The sequence below is a fragment of the Flavobacterium terrisoli genome (assembly GCF_030167905.1).
Lineage (GTDB): Bacteria > Bacteroidota > Bacteroidia > Flavobacteriales > Flavobacteriaceae > Flavobacterium > Flavobacterium terrisoli.
Genome location: NZ_JARGNA010000001.1, coordinates 425,946 through 442,883 on the forward strand (window position 1 = coordinate 425,946; position 16,938 = coordinate 442,883).

Consider the following 16,938-nt stretch of genomic DNA (forward strand, 5'->3'; position numbering starts at 1 on the left):
GGTATTATTTGTTTAAATACAATTGTAAAAAACACATTATGGCATTAAAGCGAGTTGTAGTAACAGGTTTGGGTGCATTAACACCAATCGGAAATTCCATCGAAGAGTATTGGAATGCGCTGGTAAACGGTAAAAGTGGTGCCGCTCCGATAACCTATTATGATACTGAAAAACACAAAACAAAATTTGCCTGCGAAGTAAAAAACTTCAACATTGAAGATTTTATGGATCGCAAGGAAGCTCGCAGAATGGACAAATTTGCACAGTATGCCATTGCTGCCAGTGAAGAAGCGATAAAAGATGCCGGAATTACCAATGAAAATGTAAACAAACAAAGAGTTGGTGTAATTTGGGGTGCCGGAATCGGCGGATTGGAAACTTTCCAAGATGAAGTAATCAGTTATGCTCAAGGTGACGGAACACCAAGATTCAATCCTTTCTTTATTCCAAAAATGATTGCTGATATTGCTCCTGCACACATTTCGATGCGAAATGGGTTTATGGGACCAAATTATACTACGGTTTCTGCTTGTGCCTCTTCTGCCAATGCTTTGATTGATGCTTTCAACTACATTCGTTTAGGGATGTGTGATGTCATTATCTCAGGTGGTTCAGAAGCAGCGGTTACGATTGCCGGTATGGGCGGGTTTAACTCAATGCAGGCCTTATCAACCCGAAATGACAGTCCGGAAACGGCATCAAGACCTTTTGATGCAACCCGTGACGGATTCGTTTTAGGCGAAGGTGCCGGTGCTTTGGTTTTAGAAGAATACGAACACGCAAAAGCGCGTGGCGCCAAAATATATTGTGAAATCGGCGGTGGCGGAATGTCATCGGATGCCTATCACTTAACCGCACCACATCCGGAAGGAATTGGTGTAATTGCGGTTATGGAAAACACCTTGCGTGACGCTGGAATGACACCGAATCAGGTAGACCACATCAATACACACGGGACTTCAACGCCGCTTGGTGATGTAGCCGAGTTAAAAGCGATCAGCGCAGTTTTTGGTTCGCATGCCAAAAACATCAACATCAATTCAACCAAATCGATGACCGGGCATTTGCTTGGAGCTGCCGGTGCAATTGAAGCGATTGCGTCAATTTTAGCAATGAAACACGGCATTGTTCCTCCAACGATTAACCATACCGTTGTAGATGAAAACATAGACCCTTCTTTGAACCTGACTTTGAACAAAGCTCAAAAAAGAGATGTAAAAGTAGCGATGAGTAATACTTTTGGTTTTGGTGGACACAACGCTTGCGTTTTATTCAAAAAAATTGAAGACTAACATTAGATGAAAATTCTAAAAAATATATTTAAAAATTCCCGTTCATCTGAGGACGGGATTTTTTTTAACGAAATTCAAAGTGTTATAGGTTTTAAGCCTCAAACCATCGTTTATTACGAAAAAGCATTTACCCATCGTTCCACAAATCGCACAGATTTGAAAGGAAATCCGATGAATTATGAACGGTTGGAATTTTTGGGAGATGCGATGTTAAGTGCTGTGATTGCGGCACATTTATACAAAGAAGCACCCGCCGGAGATGAGGGTTATCTGACCAAAATGCGCTCCAAAATCGTGAGCCGAGAACATTTAAACGAGTTGGGAAGAGACCTAAACCTGATCCGATTTGTGGAAAGTAAAGTGCCGACACAGCACTTTGGAGAGAACATTCACGGGAATATTTTTGAAGCATTAGTGGGCGCCATTTTCCTGGATAAAGGGTATGATTTTTGTGAAAAATTTATCCAAAGAAGTGTCATTGTTCCCTATGTTGACATTGCCAAACTGGAAGGAAAAGTCATCAGTTATAAAAGTTTGTTGATTGAATGGTGTCAAAAAGAGAAGAAATCTTTTCATTATGATGTTTTTGACGATAATGGAAATGATGGGCAAAAATATTTTGGTGTAAAATTGAGCATCGATGACAAAATTGTCGCAAAAGCCAGAGCCACTTCGAAAAAGAAAGCAGAAGAAAAAGCCTCACAAAGGGCATATTTTGCATTTCAGGAAAAAATTAACAAAAAATAATACAGATTCTCAAAAAACTATAACGTTTTCGTTCATAAAATAACGTTAACTCAATATACAGTTGGCTATAATCTGTATCAGATATACTATATTTACAACTTAAATTGCAATATTTATGTATGTTCACAAATTGCATATTGGAGAGTTTGACGAAATAGATTATCAATTAATTGCTATTCATTCCCCTTTGGAGGATTATCGGTTGGCCTATTATATCAATCAAAATTTACCCATCAATCTCAAAAAGAGCAACTGTAACATTCATGTCAGCAATAAGGAAGGCGAAACCCAGTTTACCAGGTTTATTTTTGAAGATGAAAAAGATATCGCCTGGAATTTGGTGCAAAACCAAAATGATGCTTTTGTGGCTTCGGGAAACGACAATCAGGGATTGTTTGCCAACAGCAGTAATGAGATTTCAGCCAAAATCTATTTGATTCCGGAGTTTAAAAAAGTAGATTACTTTTTAAAAATTGAGAATGATGAGGTCGCTATTGATGTTTCAAAAATAATCAACAGCATCAAAAAAATAGACAGAGTGAGTACTGTTTACGCAGTAGAAGTAGAAAAAATAAAGTCAAAAAATAATTTAATTTTTTAATTAAAATGCCAACAAGAAAAAAAACTAAAATTGTAGCCACACTTGGTCCTGCATGTAGTTCGAGAGAAGTGATTAAAAAAATGATTGATGCCGGAGTAAATGTGTTTCGTGTGAATTTTTCCCATGCCGATTATGCTGATGTAAAAGAAAGAATTGACATCATCAGAGGTTTGAATGATGAATTTGGATATACCACCGCAATTTTAGCCGATTTACAAGGCCCGAAACTCCGCGTAGGTGTGATGAAAGAAGATGTAGTAGTGAATCCGGGAGATATTATTACATTCCAAACTGCCGAAGATGTTCCTGGAACCAAGGAGCGCGTCTATATGAATTACTTGTCTTTTCCTCAGGATGTGAATCCGGGCGAAAGAATTTTGTTGGATGACGGAAAACTAATTTTCGAAGCTTTGGAAACTAATGGCACGACTGAAGTGGTGTGTAAAGTGATTCAGGGAGGACCATTAAAATCAAAAAAAGGAGTAAACCTTCCGCAAACCAAAGTGTCTTTGCCGGCATTGACCAAAAAAGATATTAAAGATGCCTTGTTTGCGATAGAGCAAGAGGTTGATTGGATTGCACTTTCGTTCGTTAGAACACCAAAAGATTTAGAAGAATTACAAGACTTAATTGCTAAACATTCGGCCTATAAAATTCCGATTGTAGCCAAAATTGAAAAACCCGAAGCGGTTGAAAATATTGATAAAATAGTAGCATTTTGCGATGGTTTGATGGTAGCTCGTGGTGACCTTGGAGTAGAAATTCCGGCACACGAAGTACCATTGATTCAAAAGAAATTAATCCACAGAGCAAAGACAGCCAGAATTCCTGTAATTGTAGCAACACAGATGATGGAAACGATGATTACCAGTTTAACGCCAACGCGTGCTGAGGTAAATGACGTTGCAAATTCTGTTATGGATGGTGCTGATGCGGTGATGCTTTCGGGAGAAACTTCAGTAGGTAATTATCCAGTTGAGGTGATTGAAAAAATGACCCAAATCATTGAAGCAGTCGAAGATTCTCCGCTGATTATGGTGCCACAAAATCCGCCTCACGTGAGAACCAAACGTTTTATTACTAAATCGATTTGTTATCACGCAGCGATTATGGCCAATGAAATTAAGGCGAAAGCAATTTCAACGTTAACCAACAGTGGTTATACGGCTTTCCAAATTTCAGCGTGGAGACCAAAGGCACACATCTTGGTGTATACTTCAAACAAAAGAATTCTGACACAGTTGAATTTACTTTGGGGTGTAAATGCGTTTTACTATGACAAATTTGTGAGCACTGACGACACCGTTGGCGATGTAAATGACATTGCAAAAACCAAAGGTTATGTAAAAAAAGGCGATATGTTAATTAATTTAGCGGCCATGCCGGTTGCCGATAAAGGAATGGTAAATACCTTGAGAGTTTCTGAAATTGAATAATTTTATTACTTTTAGGCTTTAATTATTTTTAAAATAAAACGATATGAATTCAAAGAATCCGTTTTTCAACACAAAAACTTATAAAGAGAACAATGAGGTAACTCATGATGCGGTTGTTATTGATTATAATCAAACGATGACTGTTTCCGGGACTATGAATAAAAGTTTCCTGATGCTGGTTTTATTAATTGCCAGTGCTGCGATTACCTGGATGATGACTTTTAACGGTCAAAATCCTATAGTGTTAACGATTGGCGGTGCAATTGTTGGGTTTGTTTTGGTACTTATCAGTGTTTTCAAACCACAATATTCAGGTTATTTGGCACCAGGATATGCTATTTTCGAAGGACTTTTCATTGGTGGCCTTTCGGCTATTTTCGAAGCAATGTACCCGGGAATTGTGATACAAGCGGTTAGTTGTACGTTTGTTACATTTATGGTTTGCCTTGGTTTATACAAATATGGCATCGTAAAAGTGAATGACCGATTCAGGTCAGTAGTTCTGGCGGCAACATTAGCGATTGCTACTTATTATTTGTTTTCATGGTTACTGTCAATGTTTACCAGTTTTACACCGGTTCACCATGGTAATTCAATGATCAGCATTGGAATCAGTGTGTTTGTAATTGTGATTGCGGCGCTGAATTTATTCTTAGATTTCGATCAAATCGAAAAAGGAGCGCAAAGCAAATTGCCAAAATATATGGAATGGTACGGCGCTATGGGGTTGATGATTACCTTAGTTTGGTTGTACATCGAATTCCTGAGATTGTTATCAAAACTATCAAGCAGAGATTAATTCTCAACTTTTATAAAAATACAAACCAGCTTTCGGGCTGGTTTTTTTATGGCTAAAACTCAAACTTCAATTGCACCACAACGGTCTTTTTGATTTCTGTGTTTAAATTGTTCAGCGAAATCCCAAGCAACCGAACCGATTCTTTCATACGTTCCTGAAACAAGAGCTCTTTTGCGGTCTCTAAGAGCAATCCTTTGTCGGAAATAAAGTAAGGCAAGGTCTTGCTCCGTGTTTGTGTCGTAAAATCACTGTATTTGATTTTGAGCGTTACTGTTTTTCCGGAAATATTGTATTTCTTCAAACGGTTTTCCAATTCGCCTGCAATACGGTCCAATCGTTCGACCATAAAGATTTCAGAAGTCAGGTTTTCGTTAAATGTATGTTCGGCAGCGACTGATTTGGCAATACGATTGGGTTTTACCGCGCTGTTGTGAATACCGCGAACGATGTTGTAAAAATGCAACCCGCTTTTGCTGAAATGTTCTTCGAGAAATTCTCTTGATTTCGACTTCAGGTCTTTTCCCGTAAAAATGCCCAGATGATACATTCTGTCAGTCGTGACTTTTCCTATGCCATAGAATTTTTTGATGTCCAAATTCTCCAAAAAAGTTTCCACTTCCTCCGGATTTACGGTTTTCTGGCCGTTGGGTTTGTTGTAATCGCTGGCTATTTTGGCTACAAATTTATTGACCGAAATGCCGGCGGAAGCCGTCAGGCCAACTTCTTCAAAGATTCTTTTTCTGATTTCCTGTGCTATGAGTGAAGCACTTGGATTGCCTTTTTTGTTTTGGGTGACATCGAGATAAGCTTCGTCTAAAGACAAGGGTTCAACCAAATCGGTGTACTCGTGGAATATCTTTCGGATCTTTTTGGAAATCTCTTTGTAACGGTCAAATCTCGGTCGCACAAAAATCAAATCGGGACAATTTCTTTTCGCCTGAATACCACTCATGGCAGAGCGAACACCAAACTTTCTCGCTTCATAACTCGCCGCCGAAACCACGCCACGTACTTCGCTACCGCCAACAGCCAATGGCTTCCCCTTGAGTTCGGGATTGTCCATTTGCTCCACAGAAGCGTAGAAAGCATCCATGTCGATGTGGATAATTTTTCGGTAGGAAATCGGTTCAGACATATCACAAATTTATACTATCTTTCGATAAAATTTGTGCCCGATGGTTGAAATAGAACGAAAATTTTTAGTCCTTTCGAATGATTTTATAAACGAAGCTTTTACCCAAAAAAGAATCGTACAGGCCTATTTGAATTCGAATCCTGACAGAACTGTCCGCGTCAGAATCAAAGGTGACAAAGGCTTTATTACCATAAAAGGAAAAAGCAATGCCAACGGAACTACACGTTTGGAATGGGAAAGGGAAATCAGTGTGATGGAAGCTGAAACACTATTGTCTATCTGCGAAAGCGGAACGATTGACAAGATTCGTTACGAAATCAAAGTCGGCAACCACGTTTATGAAGTCGATATCTTTTCTGGGGAAAATGAAGGGTTGGTAATGGCCGAAATTGAGCTGCAATCGGAAACTGAAACTTTTGAAAAACCAAACTGGCTGGGTGAAGAAGTGACCAATGATGAGCGCTATTACAATGCGTACCTGAGTAAAAAACCGTTTACTAGCTGGTAATTATTTTTTCGGCTCTACAATTTCAATTTTCACGATTACGGAACCCGAATTCTTATTGGAGGCAATATCCATAAAAGCCCTGCGGCTCAAATCAATTTCACGCACTTTGGAAAATGGTCCGCGATCGGTAATTTCAACCACTACCGATTTTCCGTTGGCTTCGTTGGTTACTTTAACGATAGTACCAAAAGGCAGCTTTTTGTGTGCTGCAGTGTATTTATTGTTATCAAAACGCTTTCCGCTGGCGGTTCTTCTGCCATTGAATTTGTTATGGTAATAGGAAGCGTGAGCACTTTTTTTGTAAACTTTAAGCTTTGAATTGGGGTCGATTTGTAACGTATCCGTTTCTTTAAAATCAATAGCGACTCTACTTTTTAAAGTATCGGTAACCACTTTGGTGTTGTCTTTATTGTCTTTAACAGTCGCTGTTTTTTCTTTGGTTTTGTCTTGAGGTTTCTCTTTTTGCTGCGGAGTTCCAATGGTGGAATTAAACGCAAAAAGGGAGGTGATTATAGAAAAAAAGAGGATGACTATTTTGGTATTCATAAGGAGCATTTTAGTTTGTAAAAGGGTTTTGCAAAAACCATACCTTGATAAAAAAAGTCCTTTTCAGGACTTCAGTTGTTATTTTTGGAACCACAGACTCCAGGGAATTCGGCTCAGTATTAAGAGTAAACCAATGACATAAAAAACAGCAATCGATTTGAATTTAGCTGTTCCGGTTTCTGCTTTTTTGTGTTTTGACCAACCGATAGTGATGAAAACTATGGCGATAATATTGATAAGCGGATGTTCTAATGAAGTAAGTCTTAATGCAGCATCTTTCATTTGCCCAAAAACGGCTGAACCAAGAGGTGAAACAAAGTAAAGGATTAATCCAACCACTAATTGTATGTGTGTTGCAATCAAACCAAACAAGGCAATTTTTCTGTCTTTGGCAGTGAATTCTCTTTTGGATGACATCCCTATAAACGAATTAACAACGGCGAAAACCAATAATAAAAGGGCTAAATAAGCCCAGCCTGAATGGAATTTTTGAATAAAGTGGTACATAGTCTCAATTTTAGAATAACAAATATAGAGAAAAGAGATAAAAAAACCTCACGAATCGGTGAGGTTTTAAGTTATGTTCTGGCTATTTTTTTTCAAAAAATGCTTTAAAAGGAATTCGGTAGAACTATCGTGATTTTTAACAGTACCCGAATAAATCTCTTCTAAAATCGAGTTGGCCAACTGTTTTCCAAGCTCAACGCCCCATTGGTCATAACTGAAAATATTCCAGAGAATGCCCTGGACAAAGATTTTGTGTTCGTATAAAGCGACTAAAGAGCCCAATGATTTTGGCGTTAATTCATCAATTAAAAGGGTATTGGTCGGCTTGTTTCCGGTGAAAACTTTGAATGGTAAAAGATAAGCGGCTTTTTCTCCGGTTATGTTTTGCTTTTCAAATTCGGCGTTGACCTGCGCCTCGGTTTTGCCGTTGAGCAAGGCTTCCGTTTGTGCAAAAAAGTTCGACATCAACTTATCATGATGGTCATCATTACCATATAAAGGCTTTACATAACCTATAAAATCAGTCGGAATCAATTTGGTTCCCTGATGAATCAATTGGAAAAAAGCATGCTGTGAATTGGTTCCCGGTTCGCCCCAGATGATAGTCCCGGTTTGATAATTTACGGGTTTTCCATCGCGTCCCACACTTTTCCCATTGCTTTCCATAATGCCTTGTTGCAGGTATGGCGCCAACTTTTGTAGGTATTGTGTATAGGGAATCAAAGCTTCGCTTTCGGCACCAAAAAAGTTGTTGTACCAAATGCTCAGCAAGGCTAAAACTACCGGAATATTTTTGTCAAAAGATTCGTTTTTGAAATGCTCGTCCATTTCATTTGCGCCTTTTAATAAATCGTCAAAATGATCAAAACCTACAGCCAAACTAATGGATAAACCAACGGCACTCCAAAGCGAAAAGCGGCCGCCAACCCAATCCCACATTGGAAAAATATTGTCGGGATTGATACCAAATTCGGTTACTTTCTGAATATTAGTTGAAACCGCAACAAAATGTTTGGCAACATCTTCCTGTGTCGCCGATGTCAAAAACCAAGCACGAATCGTTTCCGCATTGGAAAGCGTTTCTTGTGTAGTAAAGGTCTTAGAAGCAATGAGAAAAAGCGTTGTTTCAGGGTTTAGTTTTTTGATGACTTCGTTGACATGATCGCCATCGACATTGGATACAAAATGAACAGTCAATTGGTTTTTGTAAAACTGTAAAGCCTCAACCACCATCGCCGGACCGAGGTCTGAACCACCAATTCCGATGTTTACCACATCAGTAAAAACTTTGCCGGTGAAACCTTTTCTTTGTCCCGAAATGACTTCGTTAGAGAAGGCTTTGATTTTGTCCTTTACCGCATAAATCTCCGGCATTACATTTTGGCCATCCACTAAAACATTAGCAGATTCCGGTGAACGCAGGGCGGTATGTAAAACGGCTCTGTTTTCGGTTTGATTGATGGCTTCGCCATTGAAATATTGTTTGATTGCTTCTGCTAATTTGGCTTCTTTGGCCAAATCCTGAAGTAAATTTAAAGTATCCTGATTGATGATATTTTTAGAAAAATCGACTAAAAAATTATTCCATTGAATATGAAATTTTTCAGCTCTTGTAGTATCATTGGCAAACATTTCCTTCATGGAAACGTTTTTCATCTGAGCGTAATGTTGGTTCAGTTTTTCCCAAGCGTTAGTGCTTGTTGGATTTATTTGTGCTAATGCCATTCTTTTACATTTGAGCAACAAATTTACAACTATTGGTTGGGAAAAAAAGCGGAATATTTTACGCTAACGTTGTAGTAGTGAAATATTTTTGAAATTACTTTCTAAACTTTAAAGAAGCGGTACTGTCCAACACTTTTTTAAGCGGTGTAATGACTTCGAGAAAGCGTTTTCTATACTTGGCATCCATAGGAGTGGAAGTAGGCAGTTTTAAACGCAATGCATCAACCTGTACACCATTTTTCCAGAAACGATAGCAAACGTGTGGTCCGGTGGCTAAACCGGTACTGCCGACTTTCCCGATGACTTGTCCCTGGGTAACTCTTTGACCGCGTTTGACCAAAATTCGGGACATATGTAAATATTGGGTAGAGTAGGTTCTGTCGTGTTTTACTTTGACAAAGTTTCCGTTTCCGGCAGTATAACCAGCCTGTTCCACAACGCCGGCAGCCGTTGACATGATTGGTGTTCCGGTTGGCGCGGCATAATCGGTACCGTTGTGTGCTTTCCATCTTTTTTGTACCGGATGGAATCTGTTTTTGGTATATCTTGAAGTGATATTGATGAATTTTAATGGTGCTTTCAGGAAGAAGTTTTTCAGTGTTTTTCCTTCTTCATCATAGTATTGCAGTGTTTTCGAATTCTCGTTAGGAGAGAAAGGGAAGGCATAGATTTTTTTGCCTTTGTATTCAAAAAAACAGGCTTTTAAACTGTCAACACCATCATAAATGGTGTCGTTGATATAACGTTCGGTAAAAGTCAGGCCAAATTTATCGCCTTTTTGGAGTTTAAAGAAGTCGATAGACCAAGCGTATATTTTGGCAATTTTGGAGGCCAAGGCAGGATCTACTTTTTCATTCGATAATGTTTCGGATAATGAACCATTTAACGCACCGGCAATCGTTCTGGTCTTGAAAGTCAATGGCCTGGTTTTTTTGTAGGCCGTTACCGAATCCCTGAAATCGATCACATAGTAATTGATTTTGTCGGGTTGGTAGATAAAATATTGAATTTTATTGGTTTTGTCTTTGCTTCGAAGAATCGTATAAGGTTTTCCTCTTCTGATATTTCTTACATCAAAGCTGTCTTTCACTTTGGCTGCGATGTCAAAAACACCTTTGTCGCCTAAATTTTGCCTGTCGATGATGCTTCCAAAAGTGTCGCCTGCTTGTATAGTGTCATTTACAATGTTAAAGTCATGGAGATTGAACCCGAATTCAACCAGTTTTGGTTTCGGTTTTTCCACAATGAATTCCTCTTCTTTTGCTTTCTCACAGGAGATTACAGAAAAGACAAGCAGTAATGCCAGAAAGATTTTTCGAAAGATTTTTGACATCATGTATAACTATAATCCTTCGCCCCAGTTCTTTAATTCTTCGTCGCTCCACAATTCAGGGAAGAATATCCTGCGTTGGTATTTTGGATGCATGTATTTTTTCCAATCGCTTCCGCCGGTGGCTTCGCCTGAACCCTGACCGCTTTCGATGTACTTTTTAGCCGCATTCAAATGGCCCATAACCCAAGTAATGTTGACCGTGTAATCATAATGACGCATGGCGTTGATTAAAGAAGTGTCTTTTTGGTCTTCCAAAGGGAGTTGTTTGAATTTTTGCCAGATATTGATGGTGTTATATTCCTCCATATAACGAAGAAACTCTTCGCGATATTTTTTTTCAAAATTGAGCAATAATGCACTTTTTTCTCCTGTGTGATAATCTTTTCCGGCAGCTTGCCAATACAAATGTTCAAAGGCGTGAGAATAAGGTGTATTTCGGTCGATGTTAGCTCTGAAACGATAATCAATCAGGTTGATTAAATCGGTTGAGGAGAACTCAATCATTCTGTATTGCGCGCTTTGAAATCCGCTTGCAGGAGTCAAAGTGTTTCTGAATTTCATGTATTGTTCCACTTCCATTCCGTCGCCCATGATGTCGAAAGAAGTCGTCAACATATTGAAGTAACGGCTAATTCTTCTAAGTTTTTCGGTAAAGAAATCAGTTTTTGGGTTGTCGGTATGACACAATTGGTCGATTTCCCAAAGAATCATTTTGAATAACAATTCGTTGACCTGATGGTACATGATAAAAACCATTTCGTCAGGCAAAACGGTTCTTTGGATTTGAAGGTTTAATAAAGCATCGGTTTGAATATAATCCCAATAGGTGATTGGTTTGGACCAAAGTAATCCTTCAAGATGGGTTTCGGTTTTTTGATTTATTGCTTCAAACTTTTGTTCTAATGCGTCTAATGTTGAGTTGTAGTTTTTTGTTTTGTTGTTCATTATTTTTTCAATTTAACCATAAAAGGACTTTTCAATCCTTTGAAGCCGTCTAAATCTGCTTTTATGGAACCAACGGCTAAACTGGCCTTAATTCGCAAAGGTATTTTATTTTCGTCATCTGATATCCAAACAGTCAGACTTTCTTCTTCTTTGAATACTCTTCCCGATTGCACCAGAGGTCTGAATACCATGGTTGTTGCGGTTCCAAATTTAGTCTTTAATTCCTCTCTCCCGGTGAATTTTAACTTGAACTTAAAGATTTCGTCGTCAAAAAACATATCTACTACTATGGATTCACCTACTTTTAGTTTGTTGATATTAGGGTGATTTCTCAGGTAGTAAAAAGTGGAAAGTATATCTTGAACATTTTCAGTTACCGGAAACGTTTTTTCAGTGTTGCTTTTATAATTCTTCACCAAAACTTTATTTGCATTTTGATTAAAAAATCCTTCTTGATTTTTTATATAGCCACCTTCATCTATCTTCCTGACGAATTGATAAGGTTTGTTAGTAACTTTATCAAAATAACTTTCATAGGTATCATCTACTTTAAAGAAGAAACGTGACATTCCGACAGTATATCCTTTACCGATAACGTGATAAACCTTTTTATTTTCTCTAACGGCTTCTTTGACTTCAAGAGTGGCATAACCGGCATTGACAAATCCATAGTGGATTCTGAACTTGAACCATTCGCCGGTATCGTAAGCCTCAGGCTTTTGATTATCAAAACTTACAGTAATAAACAGCAATAATATGAATAAGTATTTTTTCATTTTCTTTTGGATTTTCTACCGTAAGTGCAATATCCGTTCCAAAAGTACCAAAACAAAAAAACCCAGTCAAATTAATGACTGAGTTTTTATGCTATTAACCAACCAAAAAACTATAAATTATGAAAATTTATCCAAAACTTGAGGAAACCACTCCCCTGTTTTGTGCTGCAAAGATAAATCAACACGTTGCATTATTGCAAGCAAAAAATCAACTTTAACAATAATTTAATAAAATATAGTCTTTTTTAAGGGTTGTTTTTAAATTATATTTAACAAATTTTAAATATTACAGTGTTCCTCGCAACATTTGCTCTCTTTCTATAGATTCAAATAAAGCTTTAAAATTTCCGGCTCCGAAACCTCTGGCGCCCATTCTTTGAATGATTTCAAAAAACAAAGTTGGTCGGTCTTCAATTGGCTTGGTAAAGATTTGCAATAAGTAACCTTCTTCATCCGCATCAATCATAATGCCTAGTTTTTGAAGTTCGTTGATGTCTTCCTTGAATTTATCCATATGGTCTTTTAACCTGTCCGGAATCGCATCATAATAAGCTTGTGGGGGTGTGCTCAGGAATTCGATTCCTCTTGAACGCATATCGGCAACTGTTTTGAGAATGTCATCAGTGGCAACGGCAATATGTTGTACGCCTTCGCCTTCATAGAAATCTAAATATTCTTCAATTTGAGAGCGTTTTTTCCCTTCAGCCGGTTCGTTGATTGGGAACTTGATTCTTCCATTACCGTTACTCATTACTTTACTCATCAAAGCGGAATATTCAGTGGTAATTTGTTTGTCATCAAAAGAAAGGAAATTCACAAAGCCCATTACATCTTCAAACCATTTTACGGCTTCATTCATTCTGTTCCATCCTGTGTTTCCAACCATATGGTCAATGAATTTTAACCCAACCGGTGCTGGATTATAATCCGATTTCCATTCGCTGTATCCAGGTAAAAAGATTCCGTTATAATTTTTACGTTCCACAAAAATAAATACGGTTTCTCCATACGCACCATAGATACCGGCACGTACTACTTCACCGTTTTCATCTTTTTCAACAACGGGTTCAAAATAAGGTTTTGCGCCACGTTTTGTAGTTTCTTCGAAAGATTTACGCGCATCTTCTACCCAAAGGGCAATAACTTTAACGCCATCACCGTGTTTTTTTACATGTTCTCCAATGGGTGAATCACTGTTAAGAGCAGTGGTTAAAACCAAGCGGATTTTATCTTGCTTTAATACATAAGACGCTCTGTCTTTTACACCTGTTTCTAATCCGGCATAAGCTAATGATTGAAAACCGAAAGCTGTTTTGTAAAAATGTGCCGCCTGCTTGGCATTTCCCACGTAAAACTCTACGTAATCGGTTCCTAAAAGTGGCAAGAAATCCTGTGCGCCCTCAAATATTTTTTCTAAGCCGTATTCGACTGATTTTATTTCGTTACTCATAATCTATGTTTTTCGGCACTAGTGCCATTGTTGTGTTTTAATTATTATTCTACCCAGGATTTATAGTATTGTCCGTCGTCCAATCCCATGGCTTCTTCAGTTACCATTAACGGACGGAAAGTATCCACCATTACAGCTAATTCCTGAGTTTCGGTGTGGCCAATGCTTCTTTCCATCGCGCCAGGCGCAGGTCCGTGAGGAATACCTTTTGGATGTAAGGTAATATGGCCTTGTTCAATATTGTTTCTCGACATAAAATCGCCATCCACATAATACAACACTTCATCAGAATCGATGTTGCTGTGATTGTATGGCGCCGGAATCGCTTTTGGATGATAGTCATACAATCTCGGACAGAAAGAACAAACCACAAAAGTTGAAGTTTCAAATGTTTGGTGTACCGGTGGCGGTTGGTGTACGCGTCCGGTTATCGGTTCAAAATTGTGAATGCTGAATCCATAAGGGAAATTATAACCGTCCCAACCGACAACGTCGAAAGGATGTGTGGCATAAACCACTTCGTGCATCATGCCTTCTTTTTTGATTTTGATTACAAAATCGCCTTTTTCGTCATGGGTTTCCAATTCGTTTGGCAAAATGAAATCGCGTTCACAAAATGGGGAATGTTCCAAATGTTGGCCTGAGGCATTTTTATAACGTTTTGGCGTATAAAACGGCGCAAAAGATTCAACATAAAACAAACGGTTGTCGGAACTTTCAAATTCAATTTGGTAAATGATTCCACGTGGAATGATAAGGTAATCTCCATATTCAAAGGGAATATTACCCATCATCGTGCGCAATTTTCCTTTTCCTTTGTGTATGAAAATCATTTCATCGGCATCGGCATTTTTGTAGAAGTAGGAAGTCAGTGATTTTTTGGGCGCTGCTAATCCGATGATGCAATCACGGTTGAGCAACATGGCTTTTCGGCTGTCGAGGAAATCATCTTCCGGTTTTAATTCAAAACCTTTGAAAAGGAGTGATTTTATATTTTTCCCGATGGCAATCTTGGGCTCAACGGAATAAGATTTTACAATTTCCTTGACCTGTGTTGGTCTGTGAACATGATACAACAGCGAAGAATGGCCATGAAATCCTTCGGTACCAAAAAGCTGTTCGTAATACAAACCGCCGGTTGGTTTTTCAAACTGTACGTGTCTTTTTTGTGGAAAATCGCCTAATTTATGATATAGTGGCATAGTCTTTTTAATTTGAAAATTTGAAAATAAGATAATTTGAAAATGGATTCAAATCAGTAATAATTTACATAAAAAGAAGTATCACTCACTCCGGATTTCTCTTGATGAGGAATTTTAAAAGAATCAATAAATCTTGCCAAACAAGTGTCATTATAGTAGTTTTATTTGTCTTTCAGATTTTTGCCTACAACAAGTCCGATTCCGAAAGCCGCGATAATGGCTAATAATATTATCATATTATGATTTTTGATATACAAATATCGTAATAATATAAATGCTAGGAAATGATAATTATCAATTTTTTAAAAAACAAAAAAGGATTAAAGAGTTTTGAATGACTCTCTAATCCTTTTGGTGAAAATTATATAATCGAATTATTCTTTCGGATTATTCAGTTTACTTCTCTTTTTGCTGTAACCGAAATAGACCACAAAGCCTATGGCTAACCAACCAATAAGTCTTAACCAGTTTGTCCAGCCCAGACCATAAATCATGGCCAAACAAACAAATATTCCTAAAATTGGCACTAATGGTACAAAAGGGGTTTTGAATTCACGTTTCATATCCGGTTCCGTTTTTCTCAAAACAATCACCGAAATACAAACTAAAATAAAGGCAAACAAAGTACCGATACTCGTCATATCACCTACGATATCACCAGGAACAAAAGCGGCAAAAAGACCAACAATTACCAGGATCACCAAGTTAGCTTTATAAGGTGTTTTGAATCTTGGGTGAACTTCACTAAAGGCTTTTGGCAACAAACCATCTTTACCCATAGAGTAGAAAACTCTCGACTGACCCAATAACATTACCAGGATAACAGATGAGAAACCAGCCAAAATAGCCACGGTTACAAATTGGCCTAACCATTCATATCCAGGCATTGCAGAAGCAATAGCGTTAGCTACAGAAGCTTCTTTACCACCGGTTCTGAAAAATTCTACATCTTCAAGACCAGTCAATACATGCGCAAAAAGAATATATAAAATGGTACAGATGGCCAAAGAGCCTAAAATACCGATTGGCATATCGCGTTTAGGGTTTTTGGTTTCCTGAGCTGCGGTACTTACAGCATCAAATCCGATGAAAGCAAAGAATACCGTTCCTGCCGCTCCAAGTATACCCAATATACCTCCATAACTGTGTCCGACACCATGTTCATCTGTAAATACTCCCGGTTCAGGAATATATGGCGTATGGTTAGCATCATCGATAAAACTCCAGCCAAAAACAATAATCATCACTACGATGGCTACTTTCACCACCACAATAATTCCGTTTACGAACGCTGACTCCTGAGTTCCTTTGATCAAAAGTAAACTGATGACTCCAACAATAAATAAAGCCGGTAAGTTGATGATTCCATTAACACCATCTAATGAAGTTTGGAAAGGGGAATGACAAAATTCGTATGGAATTGGGCTCACATGGAGCACATTGACCAGCAGATTATTGAGGTATTCACTCCAGGCGATACCTACGGTTGCAGCTCCAACAGCATATTCCAAAATCAAATCCCAACCAATAATCCAAGCCAGGAATTCGCCCATTGTGGCATAAGTGTAGGTATAGGCACTTCCGGCAATAGGAATAGAAGAAGATAATTCAGCATAACATAATCCGGCTAATGCACAACCAACAGCAGCTACAACAAAACCTATTGTTACAGATGGTCCGGCATTTTGAGCAGCAGCGGTAGCAGTTCTAACAAATAGACCGGCACCAATAATAGCTCCAATTCCCAAGGCAACCAAAGACCAGGCAGTTAGTGTTCTTTTTAATCCTTTTTCAGATTCAGACGCTTCCGCTAGGAGTAACGCCATAGGTTTTCTTTTCCAAATTGACATAAATAGTTAGTTTAGTTAAAAGTTTTCCAAATATAGTTTTTTATGTATCATTTCCCGCAAAAATATAATTTTTGCGTTTTAATAAA

The 16,938-nt window shown here is 38.2% G+C and carries 16 protein-coding genes; 6 read left to right on the forward strand and 10 right to left on the reverse strand.

Annotated elements, in window-relative coordinates; translation table 11 throughout:
* Positions 1 to 38: 38 nt before the first annotated feature.
* The 5 genes from fabF to P1K33_RS01965 all read left to right on the forward strand — a co-directional run bounded on the left by fabF (position 39) and on the right by P1K33_RS01965 (position 4,875).
* Positions 39 to 1,292 carry a beta-ketoacyl-ACP synthase II gene (fabF, locus tag P1K33_RS01945; RefSeq protein WP_284651163.1) on the forward strand — a complete coding sequence of 418 codons (1,254 nt, stop codon included), beginning with the start codon at positions 39 to 41 and terminating at the stop codon, positions 1,290 to 1,292.
* Between the two features lie 6 nt (positions 1,293 to 1,298).
* A complete protein-coding gene (gene rnc / locus P1K33_RS01950) occupies positions 1,299 to 2,039 on the forward strand; it encodes a ribonuclease III (RefSeq protein ID WP_284651164.1) in 741 nt (246 codons plus the stop codon).
* 115 nt (positions 2,040 to 2,154) lie between these two features.
* The gene (locus P1K33_RS01955; RefSeq protein WP_284651165.1) at positions 2,155 to 2,640 is read left to right on the forward strand and encodes an IPExxxVDY family protein; all 486 of its coding nucleotides are present in this window, start codon (positions 2,155 to 2,157) and stop codon (positions 2,638 to 2,640) included.
* A gap of 5 nt (positions 2,641 to 2,645) precedes the next feature.
* Positions 2,646 to 4,076, forward strand: a complete 1,431-nt coding sequence (pyk, locus tag P1K33_RS01960) for a pyruvate kinase (protein ID WP_284651166.1) — start codon at positions 2,646 to 2,648, stop codon at positions 4,074 to 4,076.
* A 43-nt stretch (positions 4,077 to 4,119) separates the two neighbouring features.
* Positions 4,120 to 4,875 (forward strand): Bax inhibitor-1/YccA family protein, encoded by a 756-nt coding sequence (locus P1K33_RS01965; RefSeq protein WP_284651167.1) that lies wholly within the window; start codon positions 4,120 to 4,122, stop codon positions 4,873 to 4,875.
* Positions 4,876 to 4,927: 52 nt separating this feature from the next.
* Here the strand turns inward: P1K33_RS01965 and dinB are convergent, their stop codons facing one another.
* Positions 4,928 to 6,010, reverse strand: a complete 1,083-nt coding sequence (dinB, locus tag P1K33_RS01970; protein WP_284651168.1) for a DNA polymerase IV — start codon at positions 6,008 to 6,010, stop codon at positions 4,928 to 4,930.
* 40 nt (positions 6,011 to 6,050) lie between these two features.
* Between dinB and P1K33_RS01975 the strand changes: the two genes are divergently transcribed.
* A complete protein-coding gene (locus P1K33_RS01975; protein ID WP_284651169.1) occupies positions 6,051 to 6,518 on the forward strand; it encodes a CYTH domain-containing protein in 468 nt (155 codons plus the stop codon).
* Here the strand turns inward: P1K33_RS01975 and P1K33_RS01980 are convergent, their stop codons facing one another.
* The 9 genes from P1K33_RS01980 to P1K33_RS02020 all read right to left on the reverse strand — a co-directional run bounded on the left by P1K33_RS01980 (position 6,519) and on the right by P1K33_RS02020 (position 16,852).
* Positions 6,519 to 7,064, reverse strand: coding sequence for a septal ring lytic transglycosylase RlpA family protein (locus tag P1K33_RS01980; RefSeq protein WP_372508184.1), 546 nt, complete (start codon positions 7,062 to 7,064; stop codon positions 6,519 to 6,521). It abuts the gene before it with no gap.
* A gap of 78 nt (positions 7,065 to 7,142) precedes the next feature.
* Positions 7,143 to 7,571 carry a hypothetical protein gene (locus tag P1K33_RS01985; protein ID WP_284651170.1) on the reverse strand — a complete coding sequence of 143 codons (429 nt, stop codon included), beginning with the start codon at positions 7,569 to 7,571 and terminating at the stop codon, positions 7,143 to 7,145.
* 66 nt (positions 7,572 to 7,637) lie between these two features.
* Entirely contained in the window at positions 7,638 to 9,296 is a 1,659-nt protein-coding gene (gene pgi / locus P1K33_RS01990) for a glucose-6-phosphate isomerase (RefSeq protein ID WP_284651171.1), read from the reverse strand.
* 94 nt (positions 9,297 to 9,390) lie between these two features.
* Positions 9,391 to 10,632 carry a M23 family metallopeptidase gene (locus P1K33_RS01995; protein WP_284651172.1) on the reverse strand — a complete coding sequence of 414 codons (1,242 nt, stop codon included), beginning with the start codon at positions 10,630 to 10,632 and terminating at the stop codon, positions 9,391 to 9,393.
* Between the two features lie 6 nt (positions 10,633 to 10,638).
* Positions 10,639 to 11,574 carry a tryptophan 2,3-dioxygenase family protein gene (locus P1K33_RS02000; protein ID WP_284651173.1) on the reverse strand — a complete coding sequence of 312 codons (936 nt, stop codon included), beginning with the start codon at positions 11,572 to 11,574 and terminating at the stop codon, positions 10,639 to 10,641.
* Positions 11,574 to 12,350 carry a DUF3108 domain-containing protein gene (locus tag P1K33_RS02005; RefSeq protein ID WP_284651174.1) on the reverse strand — a complete coding sequence of 259 codons (777 nt, stop codon included), beginning with the start codon at positions 12,348 to 12,350 and terminating at the stop codon, positions 11,574 to 11,576. Before P1K33_RS02005 ends, P1K33_RS02000 begins: the two co-directional genes overlap by 1 nt.
* A gap of 286 nt (positions 12,351 to 12,636) precedes the next feature.
* Entirely contained in the window at positions 12,637 to 13,800 is a 1,164-nt protein-coding gene (gene hppD / locus P1K33_RS02010) for a 4-hydroxyphenylpyruvate dioxygenase (protein ID WP_284651175.1), read from the reverse strand.
* A gap of 44 nt (positions 13,801 to 13,844) precedes the next feature.
* Positions 13,845 to 15,002: a homogentisate 1,2-dioxygenase gene (locus tag P1K33_RS02015; protein ID WP_284651176.1), complete on the reverse strand. Its 1,158-nt coding sequence runs from the start codon at positions 15,000 to 15,002 to the stop codon at positions 13,845 to 13,847.
* Between the two features lie 374 nt (positions 15,003 to 15,376).
* Positions 15,377 to 16,852 (reverse strand): amino acid permease, encoded by a 1,476-nt coding sequence (locus P1K33_RS02020; protein ID WP_284651177.1) that lies wholly within the window; start codon positions 16,850 to 16,852, stop codon positions 15,377 to 15,379.
* Positions 16,853 to 16,938 lie beyond the last annotated feature (86 nt).

Bases quoted from the DNA above. Each gene is read 5' to 3' on its own strand.
- rnc (WP_284651164.1), top strand. From the start codon at position 1,299: ATGAAAATTCTAAAAAATATATTTAAAAATTCCCGTTCATCTGAGGAC.
- hppD (WP_284651175.1), bottom strand. From the start codon at position 13,800: ATGAGTAACGAAATAAAATCAGTCGAATACGGCTTAGAAAAAATATTT.
- P1K33_RS01955 (WP_284651165.1), top strand. From the start codon at position 2,155: ATGTATGTTCACAAATTGCATATTGGAGAGTTTGACGAAATAGATTAT.
- dinB (WP_284651168.1), bottom strand. From the start codon at position 6,010: ATGTCTGAACCGATTTCCTACCGAAAAATTATCCACATCGACATGGAT.
- P1K33_RS01965 (WP_284651167.1), top strand. From the start codon at position 4,120: ATGAATTCAAAGAATCCGTTTTTCAACACAAAAACTTATAAAGAGAAC.
- P1K33_RS02020 (WP_284651177.1), bottom strand. From the start codon at position 16,852: ATGTCAATTTGGAAAAGAAAACCTATGGCGTTACTCCTAGCGGAAGCG.
- pyk (WP_284651166.1), top strand. From the start codon at position 2,646: ATGCCAACAAGAAAAAAAACTAAAATTGTAGCCACACTTGGTCCTGCA.
- P1K33_RS01985 (WP_284651170.1), bottom strand. From the start codon at position 7,571: ATGTACCACTTTATTCAAAAATTCCATTCAGGCTGGGCTTATTTAGCC.
- P1K33_RS01975 (WP_284651169.1), top strand. From the start codon at position 6,051: ATGGTTGAAATAGAACGAAAATTTTTAGTCCTTTCGAATGATTTTATA.
- P1K33_RS01995 (WP_284651172.1), bottom strand. From the start codon at position 10,632: ATGATGTCAAAAATCTTTCGAAAAATCTTTCTGGCATTACTGCTTGTC.
- P1K33_RS02000 (WP_284651173.1), bottom strand. From the start codon at position 11,574: ATGAACAACAAAACAAAAAACTACAACTCAACATTAGACGCATTAGAA.
- P1K33_RS02015 (WP_284651176.1), bottom strand. From the start codon at position 15,002: ATGCCACTATATCATAAATTAGGCGATTTTCCACAAAAAAGACACGTA.
- fabF (WP_284651163.1), top strand. From the start codon at position 39: ATGGCATTAAAGCGAGTTGTAGTAACAGGTTTGGGTGCATTAACACCA.
- P1K33_RS01980 (WP_372508184.1), bottom strand. From the start codon at position 7,064: ATGAATACCAAAATAGTCATCCTCTTTTTTTCTATAATCACCTCCCTT.
- P1K33_RS02005 (WP_284651174.1), bottom strand. From the start codon at position 12,350: ATGAAAAAATACTTATTCATATTATTGCTGTTTATTACTGTAAGTTTT.
- pgi (WP_284651171.1), bottom strand. From the start codon at position 9,296: ATGGCATTAGCACAAATAAATCCAACAAGCACTAACGCTTGGGAAAAA.